The following is a 25,264-nucleotide window of genomic DNA, read 5'->3' as shown; positions in this document are numbered from 1 at the left end:
TCAGACGATTACTCGCCTTTCACACGCTCGATGTTCGCACCTAAGGCACGCAGTTTGTCTTCAATGCGTTCGTAGCCGCGATCGATGTGATAAATACGATCAACAACCGTAGTTCCTTCCGCAATACAACCAGCCAGCACCAGACTTGCTGAAGCACGCAGATCGGTCGCCATAACCTGTGCGCCGGAAAGTTTTTCGACACCGTGACAAATAACGGTATTGCTTTCAATCTCGGCATGCGCGCCCATACGGCTCAGTTCTGGCACGTGCATAAAGCGGTTTTCAAACACAGTTTCAGTGATGAATCCAGTCCCTTCTGCCACCAGGTTCAGCAACGTGAACTGGGCCTGCATATCGGTCGGAAACGCCGGATGCGGCGCGGTACGCACATTAACAGCCTTCGGACGTTTGCCATGCATATCCAGGCTAATCCAGTCCTCGCCCACTTCAATGTCCGCCCCGGCGTCACGCAACTTCGCCAGCACAGCATCGAGGGTATCTGGCTGGGCGTTACGGCAGATAATTTTACCGCGAGAGATCGCCGCAGCGACCAAGAACGTGCCGGTCTCAATACGATCCGGTAGCACGCGGTAGACGCCACCGCCTAAACGTTCCACACCTTCGATGACTATTCGATCAGTACCCTGACCGCTAATTTTCGCGCCCAGCGTAATGAGGAAGTTGGCGGTATCGACGATTTCCGGTTCACGCGCCGCGTTTTCGATAACGGTAGTGCCTTCTGCCAGAGTTGCGGCACACATGATGGTGACTGTTGCTCCAACGCTGACTTTATCCATCACGATATGCGCGCCTTTCAGACGGCCATCGACGGAAGCCTTAACGTAACCTTCTTCCAGTTTGATGGTCGCGCCTAATTGCTCAAGGCCGGAAATATGTAAATCAACCGGGCGCGCACCAATTGTACAACCGCCAGGCAGCGAAACCTGTCCCTGACCGAAACGCGCTACCAGCGGCCCCAGCGCCCAAATAGAAGCGCGCATGGTTTTCACCAGCTCGTAAGGCGCGCAGAACACATTTACATCGCGGGCATCAATATGCACAGAGCCATTACGTTCCACTTTAGCACCAAGCTGACTCAGCAATTTCATTGACGTATCGACGTCTTTCAGTTTCGGAACGTTCTGGATCTCTACTGGCTCTTCCGCCAGTAGCGCGGCAAAAAGGATAGGCAGAGCAGCATTTTTAGCGCCGGAAATTGTGACTTCGCCCTGGAGCTTTGTTGGCCCCTGAACACGAAATTTATCCATTTAGTTTGTTCTCAGTTAACAATTCATATCTGCTACCGGCAAATCGCCCATAGCTCAAAAGCCGTTCAGTTTGCGATCGCGCGCCCACTCCGCAGGGGTATAAGCTTTGATCGACACAGCATGAATGCGGTTATCCGCAATATATTCCATTAGCGGACCATAAACCGTCTGCTGTTTTTTAACCCGGCTCATGCCGTCAAACATCTCACCCACGGCAATAACCTGAAAGTGGCTGCCATCGCCGGAAACGTGGACTTCCTGGAGGGAGAGAGCGTTCATCAGCACGCTCTGAATTTCATTATTTTCCATGGGATCTTCATTCATCAGTTAATAAGCCAGCGAAACATCTTAGAGCAAAGTTGCGCAGTCATAAATAAGCAAAAAGCCTTGCTGATGTATCAAACAAGGCTCAACTTGCAGGCAGATTTGCTGGACAGGCGGTTAACGCCTTATCCAGCCTGAAAAAATTTAACGAGGCAGGACATCAGACGGCAAATTATACAACTTTGCCAGGGTATAGACTTTATCGTTTACCCCCTGAAGCGTCACGCTGTGACCCTGCTTTTTCGCCAGATTGATAAGGTGGAGCAGCAACGCCAACCCACCTGTATCAACGCGGGACACGCGACTGAGATCGATGCAGGTAATTCCCTTCATCGCTTCTTCACGCACTTCCCAAAGCGGTAGCAGTACGTCTTGATCCAACTCTCCAGCTAATGCCAGAGTGTCACCCGTCTGCACCCAGCTCAGTGACTCACTCATTATTTTTTCTCTTCCAGAGTGATTTTCTGTTGAGAAATCGATTTCAGTTGCGCAGTCAGGCCGTCGATACCTTTGGTACGCAGCAGCGTTCCCCACTCGTTTTGTTTGGTGGTGATCATGCTGACGCCTTCGGCAATCATGTCGTAAGCCTGCCAGTTGCCAGTTTGGGAATTTTTGCGCCACTGGAAATCCAGACGTACCGGCGGGCGGCCATTCGGGTCAATAATGGTGACGCGAATAGGCACAATGGTTTTGTCGCCCAGCGGCTGTTCTGGCGCAATCTGGTAAGTCTGACCGTGATACATCGCCAGTGCCTGACCGTAAGCCTGCTTCAGGTACTCACGGAAAGCGGCAAAGTACGCGTCACGTTGGGCCGGGGTAGCACTCTTGTAATACTGACCCAGCACCAGTGCACCAGCGTATTTCACCTGCACATACGGCAGTAGCTCCTGATCAACAATAGTACGCAGATAATCCGGGTTAGCCCGAATTTGCGGTTGCTCATTCTTCAGGCGATCGAACGTTTTCTGCGCCGCCTCGTCCATCAGCTTATACGGATTGGTCTGGTCTGCCGCGGTTGCCGCACTCAACGGTGCAATCACCAGCAAAGCGACCATCATTAAACGTTTAAACATGCGTCGGTTCTCCTGAAATTATTTCGTTGTACCCACAGGTTCAGTGGTTTCATTATTACCTGGCGCAGTAGCTGGCGCATCGCCACTATTCTTATTGTCATCGCCTTTACTACCGTAAAGGAACTGACCAATGAGATCTTCCAGCACCATCGCAGACTTGGTGTCCTGAATTGTATCGCCATCCTTCAGGATAGCAGTACCCAGTTCGGGATCTTCAAAACCGACGTTTAACGCCAGATATTGCTCCCCAAGCAGACCGGAAGTACGAATGCTCAGCGAACTGGTGTCAGGAATGTGGTTATAACGTTGTTCAATTTCCAGCGTCACGCGTGGCAAATAGGTTTTTGGATCCAGCGTAATATCTGCCACCCGACCGACTACAACGCCACCAATACTAACCGGAGAGCGCGCTTTCAGACCGCCGATGTTATCGAACGTCGCATAGAGCGTGTAGGTTGGTTCAGTACGTATTGACGTCACGTTTGCCGCCTTCAGGCAAACAAACAGCGCCGCCAGCAGTGCTGCTAATAAAAAGATTCCCACCCAAATTTCATTTTTTTTCGTTTGCATGAACTCAATTCCCAAACATCAATGCGGTCAGCACAAAATCCAGCCCCAGAACAGCCAGAGACGAGTGGACAACGGTGCGAGTGGTTGCCCGGCTAATCCCGGCAGAAGTCGGGATAGCGTCGTAACCGTTAAACAACGAAATCCACGTCACCGTAATGGCGAACACCACGCTCTTAATCAGACAGTTGACCAAATCCATACGCCAGTCGACGGCGTTTTGCATTGCCGACCAGAAGAATCCGCTATCAATACCTTTCCAGCTAACGCCGACCAATGATCCGCCCCAGATCCCCACGGCGACGAAAATAATCGTCAGCAGCGGCAATGAAATAACCCCAGCCCAGAAACGTGGAGAAATAACCCGACGCAGCGGATCGACCGCCATCATCTCCATACTGGAGAGTTGTTCTGTGGCGCGCATCAAACCAATTTCAGCAGTTAACGCCGAACCGGCGCGTCCGGCAAACAGCAACGCGGCAACCACCGGCCCCAGTTCACGCAGCAGCGATAACGCCACCAGCATCCCCAGACTGGTTTCCGCACTATAGGTGGTCAGAACCAGATAACCTTGTAGACCCAGCACCATTCCGATGAATACGCCAGAAACCACAATAATCAGCATCGACAGGACGCCGACATTATAGAGCTGACGCACCAGCAGCGGCGCGTGTTTACGAAATTCCGGTTTGCCGACCAGCGCATTGAATAACATTAACCCGGCCCGCCCGAACGTTCTCAGGGTTTTAATCCCTTTATGTCCAAGCGACGCCAGCGCATTTAACAGCATGAGTGGCTTAACTCCCTGGTAAAAGATCAGCGTGATAATCGCCGGCAGGATAGCGGAACGGAACAGGCCCGTCAGCTATCCCGTCCAGAAACTGACGGACACGCGGATCGGGATTCTCCTGCAACGCCTGAGCGCTACCGTGAGCAACAATCTTTTTGTCCGCCAGAATCCAGGCGTGATCCGCAATACTTAAGACTTCCGGCACATCGTGAGAAACTACCACACAGGTGACGCCCAGCGCGCTGTTCAGCTCAGAAATCAGCTTCACCAGTACGCCCATAGTGATGGGATCTTGCCCAACAAACGGTTCATCAAACATGATGAGATCTGGCTCCAGGGCAATTGCGCGCGCCAGTGCGGCGCGACGAGCCATCCCGCCGGAAAGTTCAGAAGGCATAAGTTTAGCCGCTCCACGCAGCCCCACCGCTTCCAGCTTCATCATTACCGTACTATGCAACAATGGTGCGGGGAGCTGGGTGTGTTCGCGCAGTGGATAGGCAACGTTGTCAAATACGTTCATATCGGTGAACAACGCCCCGGACTGAAACAACATGCTCATGCGTTTACGCACCGTGTACAGGCGCGAACGAGACATCGCCGGAATATTCTCACCATCAAAAAGGATCTCACCGTGATCAGGTGCGATTTGCCCACCAATCAGTCGGAGTAGCGTCGTTTTACCGATGCCCGATGGCCCCATGATTGCCGTGATCTTCCCTCGCGGCACGGTCAGGGAAATATTATCGAAGATGCAGCGATTGCCACGCGTAAAACTGACATCGCGCATATCGACTAAATTCGCCACAGACTGCTCCATAATTCACCCTTCGTCTTGCGTTGATTTTTTAAGCATGACGCTCAATTTAACCTTGAACCCAACATATTTACAGAATATTACCCGCCGTGGTTAGCGAAAGCTGGCATTTGTTTTACTTTTTAGCCGCATAAAGTCAAAATTAAGAATCCATTACGGCTTTCTGAAAATCTTCAGCGGACCGGCGAGTATACCTGAAGAAAGGACGTTAGATGCTTTTAGCTACGGCACTGTTAATTGTTGGTTTACTTTTGGTCGTATACAGTGCCGACCGACTGGTATTTGCCGCTTCCATTCTTTGTCGCACTTTTGGCATTCCACCGCTGATCATTGGTATGACCGTAGTCAGTATTGGTACGTCACTTCCAGAGATTATTGTTTCACTTGCCGCGTCGCTGCACGAACAACGAGATTTAGCTGTCGGTACGGCGCTTGGCTCAAACATTATCAATATCTTGCTGATCCTCGGTCTGACCGCGCTGGTACGCCCTTTTACCGTCCATTCTGATGTTCTGCGCCGTGAATTACCCTTAATGTTATTGGTCAGCGTTGTAGCCGGTTCCGTACTCTATGACGGACAACTTAGCCGCAGCGATGGTATCTTTCTCCTCTTTCTGGCTGTGCTATGGCTGCTGTTCATTGTTAAACTTGCACATCAGGCTGAACGTCAGGGAACTGACAGCCTGACCAGGGAGCAACTTGCAGAACTGCCGCGTGAAGGTGGTTTACCCGTTGCTTTTTTATGGCTCGGCATTGCACTGATCATCATGCCAGTAGCAACGCGGATGGTGATTGATAACGCTACCGTGCTGGCAAATTACTTTGCTATCAGCGAGTTGACTATTGGTCTGACGGCAATCGCTATCGGCACGAGTCTGCCAGAACTGGCAACCGCGATAGCCGGTGTACGCAAAGGCGAGAACGACATCGCCGTCGGTAATATCATCGGCGCGAATATTTTTAATATCGTCATCGTGCTGGGTCTACCGGCGCTGATTACCCCAGGGGAGATTAACCCACTGGCGTATAGCCGTGACTACAGCGTGATGTTGTTGGTAAGCATTATTTTTGCGTTGCTGTGCTGGCGGCGCTCCCCTCAACCTGGCCGTGGCGTAGGGGTATTATTAACAGGCGGATTTATCGTATGGCTGGCGATGTTGTACTGGTTATCGCCAATACTCGTTGAATAACTGGAAACGCATTATGTCGCACGTAGAGTTGCAACCGGGTTTTGACTTTCAGCAAGCAGGTAAAGAAGTCCTGGCGATTGAACGTGAATGCCTGGCGGAGCTTGATCAATACATCAATCAGAATTTCACACTCGCTTGTGAAAAGATGTTTTGGTGTAAAGGTAAAGTCGTAGTTATGGGGATGGGCAAATCGGGACACATCGGGCGCAAAATGGCAGCCACCTTTGCCAGCACCGGTACTCCGTCATTTTTCGTCCATCCTGGCGAAGCCGCGCATGGCGATTTAGGCATGGTTACGCCACAAGACGTGGTGATTGCTATCTCTAATTCGGGTGAATCCAGTGAAATCGCAGCATTGATTCCGGTGCTTAAGCGTCTTCACGTGCCGTTAATCTGCATTACCGGTCGTCCGGAGAGTAGCATGGCGCGTGCCGCTGACGTGCATCTGTGTGTTAAAGTAGCGAAAGAAGCCTGTCCGTTGGGGCTGGCACCGACCAGCAGCACCACCGCCACGCTGGTGATGGGCGATGCTCTCGCCGTCGCCCTGTTAAAAGCGCGCGGCTTTACCGCCGAAGATTTTGCGCTCTCACATCCCGGCGGCGCACTGGGTCGTAAACTTCTGCTGCGCGTAAGCGATATTATGCATACGGGTGATGAGATCCCGCATGTCAAAAAAACCGCCAGCCTGCGCGATGCATTACTGGAAATTACCCGCAAAAATCTTGGTATGACTGTCATTTGCGATGACAATATGATGATTGAAGGCATCTTTACCGACGGTGATTTACGCCGTGTCTTCGATATGGGTGTGGATGTCCGTCAATTAAGCATTGCCGATGTGATGACGCCGGGGGGAATCCGCGTGCGCCCTGGCATTCTGGCCGTTGAGGCACTGAACTTAATGCAATCCCGCCATATCACCTCCGTAATGGTTGCCGATGGCGACCATTTACTCGGTGTGTTACATATGCATGATTTACTGCGTGCAGGCGTAGTGTAAAGATTCAAGGATAAACAACAATGAGCAAAGCAGGTACGTCGCTTGAGACCTGTTACGGCCCTGTCAGCGCCGACGTTATGGCAAAAGCGGAGAACATTCGTCTGCTAATTCTCGACGTCGATGGCGTGCTGTCAGATGGCCTGATTTATATGGGCAACAACGGCGAAGAACTTAAAGCGTTCAATGTTCGGGACGGTTATGGCATTCGTTGTGCGCTCACCTCTGATATTGAAGTCGCCATCATTACCGGGCGAAAGGCTAAACTGGTAGAAGATCGTTGTGCCACATTGGGAATTACCCATTTGTATCAGGGGCAGTCGAACAAACTTATCGCCTTTAGCGATCTGCTGGAAAAACTGGCGATCGCCCCGGAAAACGTGGCTTACGTTGGGGATGATCTCATCGACTGGCCAGTAATGGAAAAAGTAGGCTTAAGCGTGGCTGTGGCCGATGCACATCCGCTGTTGATTCCGCGCGCTGATTACGTGACGCGCATTGCTGGTGGTCGTGGCGCAGTTCGTGAAGTTTGCGACTTATTACTCCTGGCGCAGGGCAAACTGGATGAAGCCAAAGGGCAATCGATATGAGTAAAGCCAGACGTTGGGTTATCATTGTGTTATCACTGGCGGTTCTGGTGATGATCGGCATTAACATGACCGAGAAAGACGATACCGCCCAGGTGGTCGTCAACAACAATGATCCCACCTATAAAAGCGAGCATACGGACACGCTCGTCTATAACCCGGAAGGGGCGCTAAGCTATCGATTGATTGCTCAACACGTTGAATATTATTCCGATCAGGCCGTTTCGTGGTTTACGCAACCGGTACTTACCACGTTTGATAAGGATAAAATCCCGACATGGTCGGTAAAAGCGGATAAAGCCAAGCTGACTAATGATCGGATGCTCTATTTATATGGACACGTTGAAGTCAACGCACTCGTGCCGGACTCTCAACTTCGCAGAATCACGACGGATAACGCGCAGATCAATCTGGTGACGCAGGATGTTACCTCTGAAGACCTCGTCACGTTATACGGAACAACATTTAACTCCAGCGGTCTGAAAATGCGCGGCAACTTACGCAGCAAGAACGCCGAGCTGATTGAAAAGGTTAGAACATCCTATGAAATTCAAAACAAACAAACTCAGCCTTAATCTTGTGCTTGCCAGCTCACTTCTGGCCGCCAGTATTCCGGCATTTGCCGTTACCGGAGACACTGACCAGCCGATTCACATTGAGTCGGATCAGCAATCTCTTGATATGCAAGGCAACGTGGTCACCTTTACCGGTAATGTCATCGTTACCCAGGGCACCATCAAAATTAATGCCGATAAAGTGGTCGTTACTCGTCCGGGCGGCGAACAAGGTAAAGAAGTGATTGACGGCTACGGTAAACCGGCAACGTTCTATCAGATGCAGGACAACGGTAAACCAGTCGAAGGTCACGCTTCCCAGATGCATTACGAACTGGCGAAAGATTTTGTCATCCTGACCGGTAATGCTTATCTGCAGCAGGTCGATAGCAATATAACGGGCGATAAAATTACTTATCTGGTGAAAGAGCAGAAAATGCAGGCTTTCAGCGATAAAGGCAAGCGCGTAACCACCGTTCTGGTGCCGTCGCAGTTGCAGGACAAAAACAACAAAGGCCAGACCCCGGCGCAGAAGAAGGGTAATTAATTCGTTATGGCAACATTAACAGCAAAGAACCTTGCAAAAGCCTACAAGGGTCGCCGCGTGGTGGAAGACGTCAGCCTGACCGTTAACTCCGGGGAAATTGTCGGGCTGCTGGGGCCAAACGGTGCCGGTAAAACCACCACTTTCTATATGGTCGTCGGTATTGTGCCGCGCGATGCGGGCAACATCATTATTGATGATGACGATATCAGCCTGCTGCCGCTGCATGCACGCGCGCGTCGCGGTATCGGCTATCTGCCGCAGGAAGCTTCAATTTTCCGCCGTCTTAGCGTTTACGATAACCTGATGGCAGTACTGCAAATTCGTGACGATTTATCCGCTGAACAACGTGAAGATCGTGCGAACGAATTGATGGAAGAGTTTCACATTGAGCATCTGCGCGACAGCATGGGTCAATCGCTCTCCGGTGGTGAACGCCGTCGTGTAGAAATTGCCCGCGCGCTGGCTGCAAATCCGAAATTTATCCTGCTCGATGAACCGTTTGCCGGGGTTGACCCGATCTCAGTCATCGACATTAAACGCATCATTGAGCATTTACGCGACAGCGGCCTGGGTGTACTTATCACCGACCACAACGTGCGTGAAACGCTGGCTGTTTGTGAACGTGCTTATATCGTCAGTCAGGGACATTTAATCGCCCACGGCACGCCGACAGAAATCTTACAAGACGAACATGTTAAGCGTGTATACCTTGGGGAAGACTTCAGACTCTGATAGGGTAGAAGCTCGCGACGTTTTAGCAGGAGAGTACGATTCTGAACATGAAGCAAGGTTTGCAACTCAGGCTTAGCCAGCAACTGGCGATGACGCCTCAGCTACAACAGGCAATTCGTCTGTTGCAGTTGTCCACGCTGGAACTTCAACAGGAGCTGCAGCAGGCGCTGGAAAGTAATCCACTGCTTGAGCAAATCGACACTCATGATGAAATCGACACTCACGAAACGCCAGACAGCGAAACGTTAGACACTGCTGACGCGCTCGAACAAAAAGAGATGCCGGAAGAACTGCCGCTTGATGCCAGTTGGGATACCATCTACACCGCCGGTACGCCATCCGGCACCAGCGGTGACTACATCGACGACGAGCTACCGGTCTATCAGGGCGAAACGACGCAGACCTTGCAGGATTATCTGATGTGGCAGGTTGAGCTGACGCCATTTTCTGACACTGACCGCGCCATCGCCACCTCGATTGTCGATGCCGTTGATGACACGGGATATCTCACCGTTCCACTGGAAGATATTCTCGAAAGTATGGGCGATGAAGAGATCGACATCGATGAAGTTGAAGCTGTCCTCAAACGAATCCAACGCTTTGATCCGGTTGGCGTGGCAGCGAAAGATCTGCGTGACTGTCTGCTGATCCAACTCTCCCAATTCGACAAAACTACGCCGTGGCTGGAAGAGGCCAGACTCATCATTAGCGATCACCTCGATCTGCTGGCAAATCACGACTTCCGCACACTGATGCGCGTAACACGCCTGAAAGAAGATGTGCTGAAAGAAGCCGTCAACTTGATCCAGTCGCTCGATCCACGCCCTGGTCAATCGATCCAGACCGGCGAACCGGAATATGTCATTCCAGATGTGTTGGTACGCAAGCATAACGGTCAATGGACGGTTGAACTCAACAGCGACAGCATTCCACGGCTACAAATTAACCAGCACTACGCCTCAATGTGTAATAACACACGCAATGATGGCGATAGCCAGTTTATCCGCAGCAATCTGCAGGATGCCAAATGGTTGATTAAGAGTCTGGAAAGCCGTAACGATACGCTACTGCGCGTGAGTCGCTGTATCGTTGAACAGCAGCAAGCCTTCTTTGAGCAAGGCGAAGAATATATGAAACCGATGGTACTGGCAGATATCGCTCAGGCTGTCGAAATGCATGAATCGACGATCTCTCGCGTGACCACGCAAAAGTACCTGCATAGTCCACGAGGCATTTTTGAACTGAAGTATTTTTTCTCCAGTCACGTCAATACCGAGGGCGGCGGCGAAGCCTCGTCCACGGCGATTCGCGCGCTGGTGAAAAAATTAATCGCGGCGGAAAACCCAGCGAAACCGTTGAGCGACAGCAAGTTAACTTCTTTGCTGTCGGAACAAGGTATCATGGTGGCACGCCGCACTGTTGCGAAGTACCGAGAGTCTTTATCCATTCCGCCGTCAAACCAGCGTAAACAGCTCGTTTGACCCAACCGATAAGGAAGACACTATGCAGCTCAACATTACCGGAAATAACGTCGAGATCACCGAGGCCCTGCGAGAATTTGTTACCTCAAAATTTGCCAAACTTGAGCAATATTTTGACCGAATCAACCAGGTCTATGTTGTTCTGAAAGTGGAGAAAGTCACCCATACCTCAGATGCAACACTGCATGTAAACGGTGGCGAAATTCATGCCAGCGCGGAAGGTCAGGACATGTACGCTGCCATTGATGGCTTAATCGATAAGTTGGCACGCCAACTGACTAAACATAAAGATAAATTGAAACAACACTAATTGTCCGGGCGATTAGCAAGTGCATGGTGGCCTGTTGTGTGGCACAACGGGCCATTTGTACGGTTAATGCTCCGAGCCTGTTCCACTGTTTGAGTGGACAGGCTCTTAGGTGAAATTATGATAAATAATGATACAACTCTACAGCTTAGCAGTGTTCTTAACAGGGAATGTACGCGAAGCCGCGTCCACTGCCAGAGCAAAAAACGCGCACTGGAAATCATCAGCGAACTGGCGGCGAAACAACTTAGCCTGCCGCCTCAGGTGGTTTTTGAAGCTATCCTGACGCGGGAAAAAATGGGCAGTACCGGTATTGGTAATGGTATTGCAATTCCGCATGGCAAACTGGAAGAAGATACTCTGCGTGCTGTTGGCGTTTTCGTTCAGCTCGAAACGCCTATCGCTTTTGATGCCATCGATAACCAACCGGTTGACTTGCTTTTTGCCCTGCTAGTACCGGCTGACCAAACCAAAACGCATCTGCATACTCTTTCGCTGGTGGCGAAACGTCTGGCGGACAAAACCATCTGCCGCCGTTTACGCGCAGCCCAAAGCGATGAAGAGCTGTATCAAATCATTACGGATACCGAAGGTACTCCGGATGAAGCGTAGTTATTCTGTAATGTCTCTTTTAGACGTTGTGAGGAGAAACAGTACATGGTACTGATGATCGTCAGTGGACGTTCGGGTTCAGGTAAATCTGTCGCCCTGCGTGCGCTGGAAGATATGGGTTTTTACTGCGTGGATAACCTTCCCGTGGTGTTGTTACCCGATCTGGCCCGTACCCTGGCCGATCGCGAGATTTCTGCCGCCGTCAGCATTGATGTTCGTAATATGCCGGAGTCGCCAGAAATATTCGAACAGGCGATGAGCAACCTGCCTGATGCTTTCTCACCGCAACTGCTGTTCCTGGATGCCGACCGTAACACGTTAATACGCCGTTACAGCGATACGCGCCGCCTGCACCCACTTTCCAGCAAAAATCTGTCGCTGGAGAGCGCTATCGACAAAGAAAGCGATCTGCTGGAGCCACTGCGTTCGCGGGCGGATTTGATTGTCGATACGTCAGAAATGTCCGTTCACGAGCTGGCGGAAATGCTGCGTACCCGTCTGCTGGGTAAACGCGAGCGTGAACTGACGATGGTCTTTGAGTCCTTCGGCTTCAAGCACGGCATTCCTATTGATGCGGATTATGTCTTTGATGTGCGTTTCCTGCCGAACCCGCACTGGGACCCGAAACTGCGTCCGATGACCGGCCTTGATAAACCTGTCGCTGCGTTCCTCGACCGTCACACAGAAGTACACAATTTCATCTACCAGACGCGCAGCTATCTTGAGCTATGGTTACCTATGCTGGAAACCAACAACCGTAGCTACCTGACGGTCGCCATTGGTTGTACTGGCGGGAAGCACCGTTCGGTGTATATTGCAGAACAACTGGCAGACTACTTCCGCTCACGCGGTAAAAACGTCCAGTCACGCCATCGCACGCTGGAAAAACGCAAACCATGACCGTCAAGCAAACTGTCGAAATCACTAACAAGCTGGGCATGCATGCCCGGCCTGCTATGAAACTCTTTGAATTAATGCAAGGTTTTGACGCTGAAGTGCTGTTACGTAATGACGAAGGCACCGAGGCTGAAGCCAACAGCGTTATTGCGCTCTTGATGCTGGACTCTGCCAAAGGACGACAGATTGAAGTCGAAGCGACAGGCCCACAGGAAGTCGAAGCGCTGGCTGCGGTTATTGCTCTCTTTAATTCCGGTTTCGATGAAGATTAATCTTCATCCCTCTGACATTTAAATTCCCCCTCCTCAGCCCTTCAGGGCAATAAGAAAAGCGCGTACTGAAATCGTCATCAATGAACGTCATTTGTACATTTCGTGCGCTTTTCCATACACACAAAACCTTAAGAAAACCTTAAAAAGCCTTGTTTAGGTTTCGTTTAAGTTAAGCCCCCATACTGGAGACTGTCAGAAAATATTTCCAGGAGATGGCATGATTCGCTTATCTGAACAAAGTCCCCTGGGCACCGGAAGACATCGGAAATGTTACGCGCATCCGGAAGATGCCCAACGCTGTATCAAGATTGTCTACCACCGTGGCGACGGTGGCGATAAAGAGATCCGCCGCGAGTTAAAGTACTATGCGCACCTTGGTCGTCGTTTGAAAGACTGGAGCGGTATTCCACGCTATCACGGTACAGTTGAGACTGATTGCGGAACCGGTTATGTCTACGATGTCATTGCCGATTTTGATGGCAAGCCGTCTATTACATTGACCGAATTTGCTAAACAATGCCGTTACGAAGAAGATATCGCGCAACCCGCGCTAGCTGTTGCGCTGCAGAAAGAGACGCTATCTTGTGAGAACAAGAAACTCTCACTCACTTCGCACGAAGCTTAATATAGTTGGTGTTGTCGCATAAACGACTCACCGCCTAATTGATGCATTTGCCGCAAAATCCACGCCTGACGGCTACGCACGTAGCCTGATGGTGCAGAGACTTTGAAACGGAGTGGGTTGGGTAATACTGCAGCCAGTAACGCCGCTTCCGACTGGGTGAGTTTGCTGGCAGGTTTATGAAAATAACGTTGCGCTGCGGCTTCAACACCAAATACCCCTTCACCAAATTCGGCTACATTCAGGTAAACCGTCAGGATACGCTTTTTGCTCCAGACCGTTTCTATCCCCAATGTTAACCCGGCTTCCAGCCCTTTTCGTACCCAACTACGCCCATCCCATAAAAAGAGATTTTTGGCTGTCTGCTGTGAAATTGTTGATGCGCCGCGAACGCGGTTTTCATTGCGTTCATTGTGCGCCAGCGCTTTCTCAATAGAAGCCACATCAAAGCCCCAATGGTCGGGGAATTTCTGATCTTCTGCGGCAATCACCGCCAGCCCCATCCATGGCGAGATTTGATCCAGACTAACCCAATCAGAATGCGCCACGTAACGAAAGTTACCATGCAACCAGGCACTCACCTGACGCTCAGCCATTACCGCCGAGAACGGAACTGGCGCTATGCTAAACAACGCGATGCCCCCACCCCAGAACACGGCAAGGGCAACCACTAACCGCAGAAGAAAACGGCGGACGAAACCGAACGCCGTTAAGCGGCTTTTACTCATTCAGCCAGAACCAGCACGCGGGAAACCAGCTTATCAATGCCGCTCGCCGCTTCCGCAATGTTCTGCGCCAGCATATACGCTGGTGTAGTGACAATCTTATTGTCTTCATCAACAACGATATCATCGACCGGGCACGGCACATGCTCTGCGCCCATCTCTTCCAGCACTTCTGCGGTATCGATATCTGTGCCAATGGTCAAACGCAGCGGGAAATCGAAAATTTTAGGCAGCATCGCCGGGGCAATGCACATAAAGCCAAGCGGTTTACCTGCCTGATGCATCGCTTGCGCCAGCGCCTTTAATTCACGGTCAACGGTGCATTCACTGCCAAGGCTGGCAAAATTGCTTAAATTTTTCGCCGCACCAAAACCACCTGGCACAATCAACGCATCCAGTTCGGCGGCATCGGCCTGAGCCAGTGGACGGATCTCACCACGCGTTATACGTGCTGCTTCAATCAACACATTGCGCGTTTCCGCCATCGGCTCGCCAGTTAAATGGTTGATAACATCAACCTGCTGCTTATCCGGCGCAAAGCAGACCGCCTGCGCACCGTTGCGTGAAATTGCTAATAACGTCAAAACCGCTTCATGGATTTCAGAACCGTCATAGACACCGCACCCGCTCAGAACTACGCCAATTTTCTTCATTGTGATCATCCTTTCGCAACTGACTGAAACACATTAATCTTTTTAATAAGAATGCTACGCATCACACATTTAACTGATTCATGTAACAAATCATTTAAGATTTGCTATCTTAACTGCGTGCGGCCTGAAAAACAGTGCTGCGCCCTTGTAACTCATCATAATAATTTACGGCGCAGCCAAGATTTCCCTGGTGTTGGCGCAGTATTCGCGCACCCCGGTCTAGCCGGGGTCATTTTTTAGCAGCTTTCGCAACCCACGCTTTCAGTACTTCTACGTCGTGACGCCACTCTTCTTTCATCTCTTCAATCCATTCACCAACATTATCTTCCCACGCAGGAAGATCGGGAGACTGGATCTGCTGACCAAGCTGCTGCAGATGGCGTAACCCCACTGACCCCGCCGCACCTTTAATTTTGTGACCTTCCTCGACGATGCCTTTTTTATCTTGCGCCGTCAGATTCGATTCCAACACGCTCACATAGCCCGGCATCATTTTCTCAAACACCGCTAACCCGTCAGTGATCAGCTTCGGCCCTACAAGTTCGAGATACTGTTCCAGCATAGGAATATCAAGCAATGCTTCCGATTTACCGCTCTCTTCTGTCGTCATCGTGCTTTCCTCATCATCCTGGGTATCCCAGAATTTCTTGATCATCGCAGTTAGCGCCGGCACAGAAAGCGGCTTACTCAGCACATCATCCATTCCGGCATTGAGGTACTCTTGTTTATCTTTCAGCACATTGGCAGTTAAAGCCACCAGCGGCGGTAAATCTTCGCGCGGATAACGCTTCGTCAGTTCACGAGAGATATCCAGCCCGGTCATATCCGGTAACTGAATATCCAGCAACACCAGGTCGTATTCGCCAGGTTTAAACATCTCCAGCGCCGCCTTACCGGTCATCGCTACGTCGACAGTATTGCCGAGCTTTTCCAGCACCGAGCGCGCAACAATAACGTTCAGTTCAATATCTTCTACCAGCAGCACATTCAGCGCCGGTAAAGGCATATCATCTTCGTCAAACGCATCATCCACTTCTTCCGCCACCGACGGTGCATGGATCGTCAAAGTAAAGGTTGAACCTTTCCCTTGTTCGCTGGTGACGGTGATATCCCCCCCCATATTTTTCGCCAGCCGACGAGAAACCGCCAGACCAATACCGGTGCCGGTGGCAGGTTTACCGCCGTGGCTGTCTTTCACCTGGTAATACATAGCAAAAATTTTATCCAGTTCATCCTGCGGAATACCGATGCCAGAATCTTCCACTTCAAAATGCAACATGCCCCCTTCGTCATAACGCACACGAACGGTCACTTGCCCCTTCTGAGTGAATTTGACGGCGTTACTGATTAAGTTCCACAGGATCTGGCGTAAACGTGTACCGTCGGTAATGATCTGATGCGGCAACGGCAGCGTCGGTTCCAGAATAAAACGCAGCCCTTTTTGCTGTGCCTGTAATGCGGAGAGGTTTTCCAGATCGGCAAGAAAGCTGGTGAAATCAACCGGCTGGTTATCAAGTTGAACTTTACGCCGCTCCATCTTATCCATGTCGATAATATCGTTGAAGATATTCCCCAATGTGACGGCGGAAACATGGATAGTTTTGAGATATTTTTCCTGCTCAGCGGTGAGTTCCGTATCCAGCAAGATACGACTTAATCCAACGATACCGTTCAGCGGTGTACGCAACTCATGGCTGATTGTCGAGATAAAAGTAGTTTTGTCGCGGCTGGCGCGTTCGAGCGCATCCTGATAACGCTTACGCTCGGTAATGTCGCGACCAAAGCCCATCAAACCGTGGCGTTTACCTACACGGTCGTAGTACGGCACTTTACGGATTTCAAAGCAGGCTTTGCGCCCGTCCGGATAATCCAGCCACTGTTCATAGGTCAGCGACACATTATGACGGAACACTTTCTCATCGGTTTCAATGACTTTTGCTGCGGCTTCCGGCGAGTAAACATCAGCAGGCTTCAGATGCACCAGTTGTTTTTCACTTTTCCCGGTCAGCAGCTCCATCGCGCGATTACAGCCGGAAAACTCTTTATCTTCGTTACGATAAAAAACCAGGTCGGGTGAAGCATCAAGGAAGGAACGTAAGAATGAGGATTGCTGTTCGAGCTGAATCTGCGTCTCTTCGCGCTCTTTGATTTCAATTTTCAACTGACCGAAGGTTTCCTGCAATTCAGCTTCTGCTTTTTCACGAACGGCAATTTCCTGATTAAGCTGGGTAATATTATCTTTCAGTTGTACGTTGAGGCTCAGATCGCGCTCGCGCATCTCCTCCAGCTTTTGCACCAGCCGGGACAGACGTTGCCGTGATTCTTCCAGTTGCTCCACCACTACCGAAAGAAAGTAAACCGCCCACGGTGTAATCAACAAACCAAAGAAGATGGAACGGATAACATCAATACTTTCAACTTCACCATGCAGCACCATGGTCACCGCCATTTGAACCACAATGGCGAGCACCACCAGCGCCAGCGCCAGTAGCATTGAGAAGCGCACCAGACCTAACTTCATCATCAGGTCAACATAGTACTGCGCCAACAAACGAATTTGCTTCATTTAAGGAATTCCTTCACGACAACCTGCCACAATAATACCCAATTCTGACAGTTACGCTGAAAATTGTGTGAGAAATGCGGAATTCCCCAGATTAACTACGAGGAAGGTGGCATCCACGGGCGTCCCAACGCCGATCCCTGCACGCCGTGTTCAGTAAGATAGCGATCCAGCTCGACCATTCCCGTCCAGCGATTTTCACACCACAGTGGGGCAAGTAGCGTCGGGCGACGGGCGCTGGCGGAAATACGATGATAGATAACTTCCGGTGGTGTATGGCGGATCATTTCTCCCGCTGTCAGCGTGTAATCGTCCAGTTCAATACCGTTCAAACGCCCCGCTTCCCATGCTTTCGCCATAATGCTGCCTTTCACGATATGCAGCGGATGCAGTTTTATGCCGTCAACACCGGTTTCCACCACCTGCTCCAGCGTTTGCAGACATTCAGTGCGTCCTTCACCCGGCAGGCCGACAATTAAGTGCGAGCACACTTTCAGCCCGCGTTCACGTGCCCGTTGCGTCGTGCGCTGATAACAGGCGAAATCATGGCCACGGTTAATACGGTGTAGCGTTTTGTCATGAGCGGTTTGCAGTCCCAGTTCCAGCCACACTTCATAACCCTGATCTTTATATTCGCAAAGCAGATCCAGCACTGCATCCGGTACGCAGTCCGGGCGGGTGCCAACACACAAACCGACAATATTGGCCTGACTCACCGCCTGCTGATACATAGAGCGCAGTACCTGAACTTCCGCAAAGGTGCTGGTATAAGCCTGAAAGTAAGCCAGATAGCGTTTCGCGCGATTAACTAAATTTGCCTGATGCGCCAGTTGTTCGGCAATAGAACGATGTTGCTGTTCTTCGTCGGCAAACGAGGCAACATTACAGAATGTGCAGCCACCGCGTCCGATGGTGCCATCACGATTCGGGCAGCTAAAACCACCGTGCAGCGTCAGTTTATGCACCTTTTGCCCGTAACGACGGGTAAGATCTCCACCAAACATATTGACTAATTTCTGTAACTGCATAATCTGATAGACCGCGCCTTGAAAAGAGGCCAAAGCCTGCCATTTTTAGCTCAATTCCGCGATGACCTGGATCAATCGCCCTGGCCTGCCTTTACCAACTGCATATTCAATCACAATTACTGAGATTTAATGCAATATCGTATTAATTACTTTTCCTTATCTTGCGTCGGATTTTTTTATCCGCTAATGGATTTTAAACAAAAACAGTAGTATGAAACGCCTTTATCTCTCAATGCAGTATAAAATGCTGGTTTAAGCGTCAGTTCAAGGCAGGATAAGGGTTAACACGCCTCTATAGTAGTCAGGAACTCAACGTTTTCCTTTTTCACCCCACTTTAATTCAAAATAAGATATTTCATTTAATTTCAATAAATTAATGAATATTTTTGCGCTAAAGCACATTTCTATACCAATAAGCTTGCCATTTGACCTGTGTCGCCTTTACCGATAAGTTGGAAATCCGCTGGAAGCTTTCTGGATGAGCAGCCTGCTCATCATATTTATGCAGTAATTGAGATCCCCTCTTCACCGTATTAACCGATGCGAAAAGGACAAAAAAAGGGGGCGAATGCGAGGTAAGCGTATGAAACGCAAACCCCGTCGCCACGCTCTTTCTGTGCCCGTGCGTTACGGTTCGGAAGTGGGGTTCCCGCAGAGCCTGGGGGAGGTTCACGATATGTTGTACGATAAATCCCTTGAGAGGGACAACTGTGGTTTCGGCCTGATCGCCCACATAGAAGGCGAACCTAGCCACAAGGTAGTGCGTACGGCAATACACGCACTGGCCCGCATGCAGCACCGTGGCGCGATTCTCGCTGATGGTAAAACCGGCGACGGTTGCGGCTTGCTGTTACAAAAACCGGATCGCTTTTTTCGCATCGTTGCGCAAGAACGCGGCTGGCGTTTAGCGAAAAACTACGCCGTCGGGATGATCTTTCTGAATAAAGATCCCGAACTCGCCGCTGCCGCACGCCGCATCATTGAAGAAGAGCTGCAACGCGAAACATTGTCGATTGTGGGCTGGCGTGATGTCCCCACCAACGAAGGCGTACTGGGTGAAATTGCCCTCTCCTCTCTGCCACGCATTGAGCAAATTTTCGTTAACGCTCCGGCTGGCTGGCGTCCGCGCGATATGGAACGCCGTCTGTTTATCGCCCGTCGCCGCATTGAGAAACGTCTCGAATCCGATAAAGACTTCTACATCTGTAGCCTGTCGAATCTGGTCAACATCTATAAAGGTCTGTGTATGCCGGCGGATTTGCCGCGCTTTTACCTGGATCTTGCGGATCTGCGTCTGGAATCAGCTATCTGCCTGTTCCATCAACGCTTCTCCACCAACACCGTGCCGCGCTGGCCACTGGCGCAGCCATTCCGTTACCTCGCACATAACGGTGAAATCAACACCATCACCGGTAACCGTCAGTGGGCGCGTGCCCGTACTTATAAATTCCAGACGCCGCTAATCCCCGATTTACACGACGCAGCACCGTTTGTGAACGAAACCGGCTCCGACTCCAGCTCGATGGATAACATGCTGGAACTGCTGCTGGCGGGCGGGATGGATATCATCCGCGCCATGCGTCTGTTAGTGCCACCTGCCTGGCAGAACAACCCGGATATGGACCCGGAACTGCGCGCGTTCTTCGACTTTAACTCCATGCATATGGAGCCGTGGGATGGTCCAGCGGGCATCGTGATGTCCGACGGTCGTTTCGCCGCCTGTAACCTCGACCGTAACGGTCTGCGTCCGGCACGCTACGTCATCACCAAAGATAAGTTGATCACCTGCGCCTCTGAAGTCGGCATCTGGGATTATCAGCCTGATGAAGTGGTGGAAAAAGGCCGCGTCGGGCCAGGTGAGCTGATGGTGATCGACACTCGCAGTGGGCGTATTCTGCACTCGTCGGAAACCGATGATGACCTGAAAAGCCGCCATCCGTACAAAGAGTGGATGGCGAAAAACGTCCGCCGTCTGGTGCCGTTTGAAGACTTGCCTGATGAAGAAGTGGGGAGTCGCGAACTGGACGACGACACGCTTGCCAGCTACCAGAAACAGTTTAACTACAGCGCGGAAGAGTTGGATTCCGTGATCCGCGTACTGGGCGAAAACGGCCAGGAAGCCGTCGGTTCGATGGGCGACGACACCCCATTCGCCGTGCTCTCCAGCCAGCCGCGTATTATTTACGACTACTTCCGTCAGCAATTTGCCCAGGTGACTAACCCGCCAATCGACCCCCTGCGTGAAGCGCATGTCATGTCGCTCGCCACCAGCATCGGTCGTGAAATGAACGTCTTCTGCGAAGCAGAAGGCCAGGCGCACCGCTTAAGCTTTAAATCGCCAATTCTGCTCTACTCCGATTTCAAACAGCTCACGACCATGAAAGAGGAGCACTATCGCGCAGATACGCTGGATATCACCTTTGACGTTAGCAAAACCACGCTTGAAGCGACGGTTAAAGAGCTGTGCGATAAAGCCGAAAAAATGGTACGTAGCGGCACCGTGCTACTGGTACTTTCAGACCGAAATATCGGTAAAGATCGCCTGCCGGTTCCGGCTCCGATGGCGGTTGGCGCGATCCAGACCCGTCTGGTCGATCAAAGCCTGCGTTGCGATGCCAACATCATCGTCGAAACCGCCAGCGCCCGCGATCCGCACCACTTCGCTGTGCTGCTGGGCTTCGGTGCAACCGCCATTTATCCGTACCTTGCCTATGAAACGCTGGGACGCTTAATCGACACCCATGCGATTGCCAAAGACTATCGTACCGTGATGCTGAACTACCGTAACGGCATCAACAAAGGCTTGTACAAAATCATGTCCAAAATGGGCATCTCCACCATCGCCTCTTACCGCTGCTCGAAACTGTTCGAAGCAGTCGGTCTGCACGATGACGTGATGAGCCTGTGCTTCCAGGGCGCAGTCAGCCGCATTGGCGGCGCGAGCTTTGAAGATTTCCAGCAGGATCTGCTGAATCTTTCAAAACGTGCCTGGCTGGCGCGTAAACCCATCAGCCAGGGCGGCTTGTTGAAATACGTGCATGGCGGCGAATACCACGCCTACAACCCGGACGTCGTGCGCGCACTGCAACAGGCAGTTCAGAGTGGCGAGTACAGCGACTATCAGGAATACGCGAAGCTGGTTAACGAGCGTCCGGCAACGACACTGCGCGATCTGCTGGCGATTACTCCGGGTGATGATGCGGTCAACATTGCTGATGTTGAACCAGCCAGTGAACTGTTTAAACGCTTCGATACCGCAGCGATGTCTATCGGCGCATTAAGCCCGGAAGCCCACGAAGCGCTGGCGGAAGCGATGAACAGCATCGGCGGTAACTCTAACTCCGGAGAAGGCGGTGAAGATCCGGCGCGTTACGGCACCAATAAAGTCTCACGTATCAAACAAGTCGCTTCTGGCCGCTTCGGCGTAACCCCGGCGTATCTGGTTAACGCCGACGTGATTCAGATTAAAGTCGCTCAGGGCGCGAAACCGGGTGAAGGTGGTCAGTTACCTGGCGATAAAGTCACGCCGTATATCGCCAAACTGCGCTACTCCGTGCCGGGAGTAACGCTGATCTCCCCGCCGCCACACCACGATATCTACTCTATCGAGGATTTAGCGCAGCTTATTTTCGACCTGAAACAGGTTAACCCGAAAGCGATGATCTCCGTCAAACTGGTTTCTGAACCAGGCGTCGGGACTATCGCAACTGGCGTTGCGAAAGCGTATGCCGATTTAATCACCATCGCGGGCTATGACGGCGGCACCGGCGCAAGCCCGCTCTCATCGGTGAAATACGCAGGCTGCCCGTGGGAACTGGGCCTGGTGGAAACTCAGCAGGCACTGGTGGCTAACGGCCTGCGCCATAAAATTCGTTTGCAGGTTGATGGCGGCCTGAAAACAGGCGTTGATATCATCAAAGCGGCAATTCTCGGCGCGGAAAGCTTTGGCTTTGGCACCGGTCCGATGGTGGCGCTGGGTTGTAAATACCTGCGTATTTGCCACCTGAACAACTGCGCCACCGGCGTAGCAACTCAGGACGAAAAACTGCGTAAGAATCACTATCACGGCTTACCGTTCAAAGTGACTAACTACTTTGAGTTTATCGCCCGTGAAACCCGCGAGCTGATGGCGCAACTGGGTGTAACACGTCTGGTCGATCTGATTGGTCGCACCGACCTGCTCAAAGAACTGGACGGCTACACAGCAAAACAACAGAAACTGGAACTGTCTCGCCTGCTGGAGACCGCCGAGCCACATCCGGGTAAAGCGCTCTATTGCACTGAGAAAAACCCACCGTTTGATAACGGCATACTCAACGCGCAGTTGCTGCAACAGGCGAAACCGTTTGTCGATGAGCGCCAGAGCAAAACCTTCTGGTTCGATATTCGCAACACCGACCGTTCCGTGGGCGCATCACTCTCTGGCTACATCGCGCAAACACACGGCGATCAGGGGCTGGCAGCCGATCCTATCAAAGCGTACTTCAACGGCACCGCGGGTCAGAGCTTCGGCGTGTGGAACGCAGGCGGCGTGGAGCTGTATCTGACTGGCGATGCTAACGACTATGTTGGTAAAGGCATGGCAGGCGGCTTAATCGCCATTCGTCCACCCGTGGGTTCGGCCTTCCGCAGCCATGAGGCGAGCATTATCGGCAACACCTGCCTGTATGGCGCGACCGGTGGTCGTCTGTATGCCGCAGGCCGTGCAGGAGAACGTTTCGGTGTGCGTAACTCTGGTGCTATCACTGTGGTAGAAGGCATTGGCGACAACGGTTGTGAATATATGACCGGCGGTATCGTCTGTATTCTGGGTAAAACCGGCGTTAACTTTGGCGCAGGCATGACCGGGGGCTTCGCTTACGTTCTCGACGAAAGTGGTGATTTCCGCAAACGCGTTAACCCGGAACTGGTGGAAGTGTTAAGCGTTGACTCCCTGGCGATCCATGAAGAGCATCTGCGTGGTCTTATCACCGAGCATGTGCAACACACCGGTTCCCAGCGTGGTGAAGAGATCCTGGCTAACTGGTCAACCTTCGCCAGCAAATTCGCGCTGGTTAAACCGAAGTCCAGTGATGTAAAAGCACTGCTGGGTCACCGTAGTCGTAGTGCAGCAGAGTTGCGCGTGCAGGCGCAGTAAGGGGTAGCAACAATGAGTCAGAATGTTTATCAATTTATCGACCTGCAGCGCGTTGATCCGCCAAAGAAACCGCTGAAGATCCGCAAAATTGAGTTCGTCGAAATTTACGAGCCGTTTTCCGAAGGCCAGGCCAAAGCGCAGGCTGACCGCTGCCTGTCGTGTGGCAACCCATACTGCGAATGGAAATGCCCGGTACACAACTACATCCCAAACTGGCTGAAGCTCGCCAACGAGGGGCGGATTTTTGAAGCGGCAGAACTGTCGCATCAAACTAATACCCTGCCGGAAGTGTGTGGACGCGTCTGCCCACAGGATCGCCTGTGCGAAGGCTCCTGCACCCTGAATGATGAATTTGGCGCGGTGACCATCGGTAACATTGAACGCTATATCAATGATAAAGCGTTCGAAATGGGCTGGCGTCCGGATATGTCTGGCGTAAAACAGACCGGTAAAAAAGTGGCGATTATCGGCGCAGGTCCGGCGGGGCTGGCGTGTGCGGATGTGTTAACGCGCAACGGTGTGAAAGCTGTCGTCTTCGACCGTCATCCGGAAATCGGCGGTCTGCTGACCTTTGGCATTCCGGCCTTCAAGCTGGAAAAAGAGGTGATGACGCGCCGCCGTGAAATCTTCACCGGCATGGGCATTGAGTTCCAACTCAATACCGAAGTGGGTCGTGACGTACAACTGGACGATCTACTGAACGATTACGATGCAGTGTTCCTCGGTGTCGGGACCTATCAGTCAATGCGCGGTGGACTGGAAAACGAAGACGCCGACGGCGTGTACGCGGCGCTGCCGTTCCTCATCGCCAACACCAAACAGTTAATGGGTTTTGGCGAAACCAACGAAGAACCGTTCGTCAGCATGGAAGGCAAACGCGTAGTGGTACTTGGCGGCGGCGACACCGCGATGGACTGCGTGCGCACTTCCGTGCGCCAGGGAGCGAAGCACGTCACCTGTGCCTATCGTCGTGATGAAGAGAACATGCCGGGTTCCCGTCGCGAAGTGAAAAACGCGCGGGAAGAAGGTGTGGAGTTCAAATTCAACGTCCAGCCGCTGGGTATTGAAGTGAATGGCAACGGCAAAGTCAGCGGCGTGAAAATGGTGCGTACCGAAATGGGCGAACCCGATGCTAAAGGCCGTCGCCGCGCGGAGATTGTCGCAGGCTCTGAACATATCATTCCGGCAGATGCGGTGATCATGGCGTTTGGTTTCCGTCCACACAGCATGGAATGGCTGGCACAACACAGCGTCGAACTGGATCCCCAGGGCCGCATTATCGCTCCAGAGCGAAGCGACAACGCCTTCCAGACCAGCAACCCGAAAATCTTCGCCGGTGGTGACATTGTGCGAGGTTCAGACCTGGTGGTAACGGCAATTGCCGAAGGCCGCAAAGCTGCTGACGGGATCATGAACTGGCTGGAAGTATAACAAAAACCTCTCACGGCTCTATCATCATCCGTTTTATCTGGCCGGTGATAGGGCTGAAGCCCTCCCCCGAAACATCTCTCTCCTGAAAATTAC

At 51.7% G+C, this 25,264-nt stretch carries 24 protein-coding genes and 1 pseudogene; 14 read left to right on the top strand and 11 right to left on the bottom strand.

Features of this window, described 5'->3' with window-relative positions; all coding sequences use genetic code 11:
• Nucleotides 1-8: 8 nt before the first annotated feature.
• The 7 genes from murA to mlaF form a co-directional block, all read right to left on the bottom strand.
• Nucleotides 9-1,268 (bottom strand): UDP-N-acetylglucosamine 1-carboxyvinyltransferase, encoded by a 1,260-nt coding sequence (murA, locus tag C7B16_RS07325; protein ID WP_000357277.1) that lies wholly within the window; start codon nucleotides 1,266-1,268, stop codon nucleotides 9-11.
• 54 nt (nucleotides 1,269-1,322) lie between these two features.
• Entirely contained in the window at nucleotides 1,323-1,577 is a 255-nt protein-coding gene (gene ibaG / locus C7B16_RS07320; RefSeq protein ID WP_010379217.1) for a BolA family iron metabolism protein IbaG, read from the bottom strand.
• Between the two features lie 159 nt (nucleotides 1,578-1,736).
• Nucleotides 1,737-2,030 carry a lipid asymmetry maintenance protein MlaB gene (gene mlaB / locus C7B16_RS07315; protein WP_000004490.1) on the bottom strand — a complete coding sequence of 98 codons (294 nt, stop codon included), beginning with the start codon at nucleotides 2,028-2,030 and terminating at the stop codon, nucleotides 1,737-1,739.
• A complete protein-coding gene (gene mlaC, locus C7B16_RS07310; RefSeq protein WP_000476484.1) occupies nucleotides 2,030-2,665 on the bottom strand; it encodes a phospholipid-binding protein MlaC in 636 nt (211 codons plus the stop codon). The genes mlaB and mlaC overlap by 1 nt, the downstream gene beginning before the upstream one ends.
• Nucleotides 2,666-2,683: 18 nt before the next feature.
• Nucleotides 2,684-3,235 carry an outer membrane lipid asymmetry maintenance protein MlaD gene (gene mlaD / locus C7B16_RS07305; RefSeq protein WP_001517165.1) on the bottom strand — a complete coding sequence of 184 codons (552 nt, stop codon included), beginning with the start codon at nucleotides 3,233-3,235 and terminating at the stop codon, nucleotides 2,684-2,686.
• Nucleotides 3,236-3,239: 4 nt separating this feature from the next.
• A complete protein-coding gene (gene mlaE, locus C7B16_RS07300; RefSeq protein ID WP_000925792.1) occupies nucleotides 3,240-4,022 on the bottom strand; it encodes a lipid asymmetry maintenance ABC transporter permease subunit MlaE in 783 nt (260 codons plus the stop codon).
• A 7-nt stretch (nucleotides 4,023-4,029) separates the two neighbouring features.
• Nucleotides 4,030-4,839 (bottom strand): phospholipid ABC transporter ATP-binding protein MlaF, encoded by an 810-nt coding sequence (mlaF, locus tag C7B16_RS07295; protein ID WP_000438247.1) that lies wholly within the window; start codon nucleotides 4,837-4,839, stop codon nucleotides 4,030-4,032.
• A 209-nt stretch (nucleotides 4,840-5,048) separates the two neighbouring features.
• Between mlaF and C7B16_RS07290 the strand changes: the two genes are divergently transcribed.
• From C7B16_RS07290 to C7B16_RS07235, 12 genes and pseudogenes are all read left to right on the top strand, one after another.
• On the top strand, nucleotides 5,049-6,026 hold the full coding sequence (locus tag C7B16_RS07290) for a calcium/sodium antiporter (protein WP_000922895.1): 978 nt from the start codon (nucleotides 5,049-5,051) through the stop codon (nucleotides 6,024-6,026).
• Nucleotides 6,027-6,039: 13 nt separating this feature from the next.
• Complete coding sequence (kdsD, locus tag C7B16_RS07285; protein ID WP_001517166.1) at nucleotides 6,040-7,026, top strand: arabinose-5-phosphate isomerase KdsD; 987 nt, start codon at nucleotides 6,040-6,042, stop codon at nucleotides 7,024-7,026.
• A 20-nt stretch (nucleotides 7,027-7,046) separates the two neighbouring features.
• Complete coding sequence (gene kdsC / locus C7B16_RS07280) at nucleotides 7,047-7,613, top strand: 3-deoxy-manno-octulosonate-8-phosphatase KdsC (protein ID WP_000030047.1); 567 nt, start codon at nucleotides 7,047-7,049, stop codon at nucleotides 7,611-7,613.
• Nucleotides 7,610-8,185, top strand: a complete 576-nt coding sequence (gene lptC, locus C7B16_RS07275) for an LPS export ABC transporter periplasmic protein LptC (protein WP_000030542.1) — start codon at nucleotides 7,610-7,612, stop codon at nucleotides 8,183-8,185. The genes kdsC and lptC overlap by 4 nt, the downstream gene beginning before the upstream one ends.
• Complete coding sequence (lptA, locus tag C7B16_RS07270) at nucleotides 8,154-8,711, top strand: lipopolysaccharide ABC transporter substrate-binding protein LptA (protein ID WP_000669775.1); 558 nt, start codon at nucleotides 8,154-8,156, stop codon at nucleotides 8,709-8,711. The genes lptC and lptA overlap by 32 nt, the downstream gene beginning before the upstream one ends.
• Nucleotides 8,712-8,717: 6 nt before the next feature.
• Nucleotides 8,718-9,443: an LPS export ABC transporter ATP-binding protein gene (gene lptB, locus C7B16_RS07265; RefSeq protein ID WP_000224099.1), complete on the top strand. Its 726-nt coding sequence runs from the start codon at nucleotides 8,718-8,720 to the stop codon at nucleotides 9,441-9,443.
• A 47-nt stretch (nucleotides 9,444-9,490) separates the two neighbouring features.
• Nucleotides 9,491-10,924, top strand: a complete 1,434-nt coding sequence (rpoN, locus tag C7B16_RS07260; protein ID WP_000809027.1) for an RNA polymerase factor sigma-54 — start codon at nucleotides 9,491-9,493, stop codon at nucleotides 10,922-10,924.
• 22 nt (nucleotides 10,925-10,946) lie between these two features.
• Nucleotides 10,947-11,234, top strand: coding sequence for a ribosome hibernation promoting factor (gene hpf, locus C7B16_RS07255; RefSeq protein ID WP_001176602.1), 288 nt, complete (start codon nucleotides 10,947-10,949; stop codon nucleotides 11,232-11,234).
• 117 nt (nucleotides 11,235-11,351) lie between these two features.
• A complete protein-coding gene (ptsN, locus tag C7B16_RS07250; RefSeq protein ID WP_000609336.1) occupies nucleotides 11,352-11,843 on the top strand; it encodes a PTS IIA-like nitrogen regulatory protein PtsN in 492 nt (163 codons plus the stop codon).
• Between the two features lie 45 nt (nucleotides 11,844-11,888).
• A complete protein-coding gene (gene rapZ, locus C7B16_RS07245) occupies nucleotides 11,889-12,743 on the top strand; it encodes an RNase adapter RapZ (RefSeq protein WP_000243741.1) in 855 nt (284 codons plus the stop codon).
• On the top strand, nucleotides 12,740-13,012 hold the full coding sequence (npr, locus tag C7B16_RS07240) for a PTS phosphocarrier protein NPr (RefSeq protein WP_000216792.1): 273 nt from the start codon (nucleotides 12,740-12,742) through the stop codon (nucleotides 13,010-13,012). Before rapZ ends, npr begins: the two co-directional genes overlap by 4 nt.
• Nucleotides 13,013-13,229: 217 nt before the next feature.
• Nucleotides 13,230-13,556: pseudogene (locus tag C7B16_RS07235) on the top strand (YrbL family protein); the annotation flags it as partial.
• Nucleotides 13,557-13,633: 77 nt separating this feature from the next.
• Here C7B16_RS07235 and mtgA read toward each other — a convergent pair.
• From mtgA to C7B16_RS07215, 4 genes are all read right to left on the bottom strand, one after another.
• Nucleotides 13,634-14,362, bottom strand: coding sequence for a monofunctional biosynthetic peptidoglycan transglycosylase (gene mtgA, locus C7B16_RS07230; protein WP_000047056.1), 729 nt, complete (start codon nucleotides 14,360-14,362; stop codon nucleotides 13,634-13,636).
• Complete coding sequence (gene elbB, locus C7B16_RS07225) at nucleotides 14,359-15,012, bottom strand: isoprenoid biosynthesis glyoxalase ElbB (protein ID WP_001517169.1); 654 nt, start codon at nucleotides 15,010-15,012, stop codon at nucleotides 14,359-14,361. Before elbB ends, mtgA begins: the two co-directional genes overlap by 4 nt.
• 229 nt (nucleotides 15,013-15,241) lie before the next feature.
• On the bottom strand, nucleotides 15,242-17,578 hold the full coding sequence (gene arcB / locus C7B16_RS07220) for an aerobic respiration two-component sensor histidine kinase ArcB (RefSeq protein WP_000809746.1): 2,337 nt from the start codon (nucleotides 17,576-17,578) through the stop codon (nucleotides 15,242-15,244).
• A 95-nt stretch (nucleotides 17,579-17,673) separates the two neighbouring features.
• Nucleotides 17,674-18,603 (bottom strand): TIGR01212 family radical SAM protein, encoded by a 930-nt coding sequence (locus C7B16_RS07215; protein ID WP_001517170.1) that lies wholly within the window; start codon nucleotides 18,601-18,603, stop codon nucleotides 17,674-17,676.
• A 676-nt stretch (nucleotides 18,604-19,279) separates the two neighbouring features.
• On the opposite strand from C7B16_RS07215, the gene gltB reads away from it, so the two are divergent.
• The gene (gltB, locus tag C7B16_RS07205; RefSeq protein ID WP_107179528.1) at nucleotides 19,280-23,740 is read left to right on the top strand and encodes a glutamate synthase large subunit; all 4,461 of its coding nucleotides are present in this window, start codon (nucleotides 19,280-19,282) and stop codon (nucleotides 23,738-23,740) included.
• 12 nt (nucleotides 23,741-23,752) lie between these two features.
• Nucleotides 23,753-25,171 (top strand): glutamate synthase subunit GltD, encoded by a 1,419-nt coding sequence (gene gltD, locus C7B16_RS07200; RefSeq protein ID WP_000081688.1) that lies wholly within the window; start codon nucleotides 23,753-23,755, stop codon nucleotides 25,169-25,171.
• The last annotated feature ends 93 nt before the right edge of the window (nucleotides 25,172-25,264 follow it).

It is taken from the genome of Escherichia sp. 20412-1, from assembly GCF_003027595.1.
Taxonomy (GTDB): Bacteria; Pseudomonadota; Gammaproteobacteria; order Enterobacterales; family Enterobacteriaceae; genus Escherichia; species Escherichia marmotae.
The sequence above is the reverse complement of the archived record's forward strand: the minus strand, read 5'-3'. Positions and strand labels throughout refer to the sequence as shown.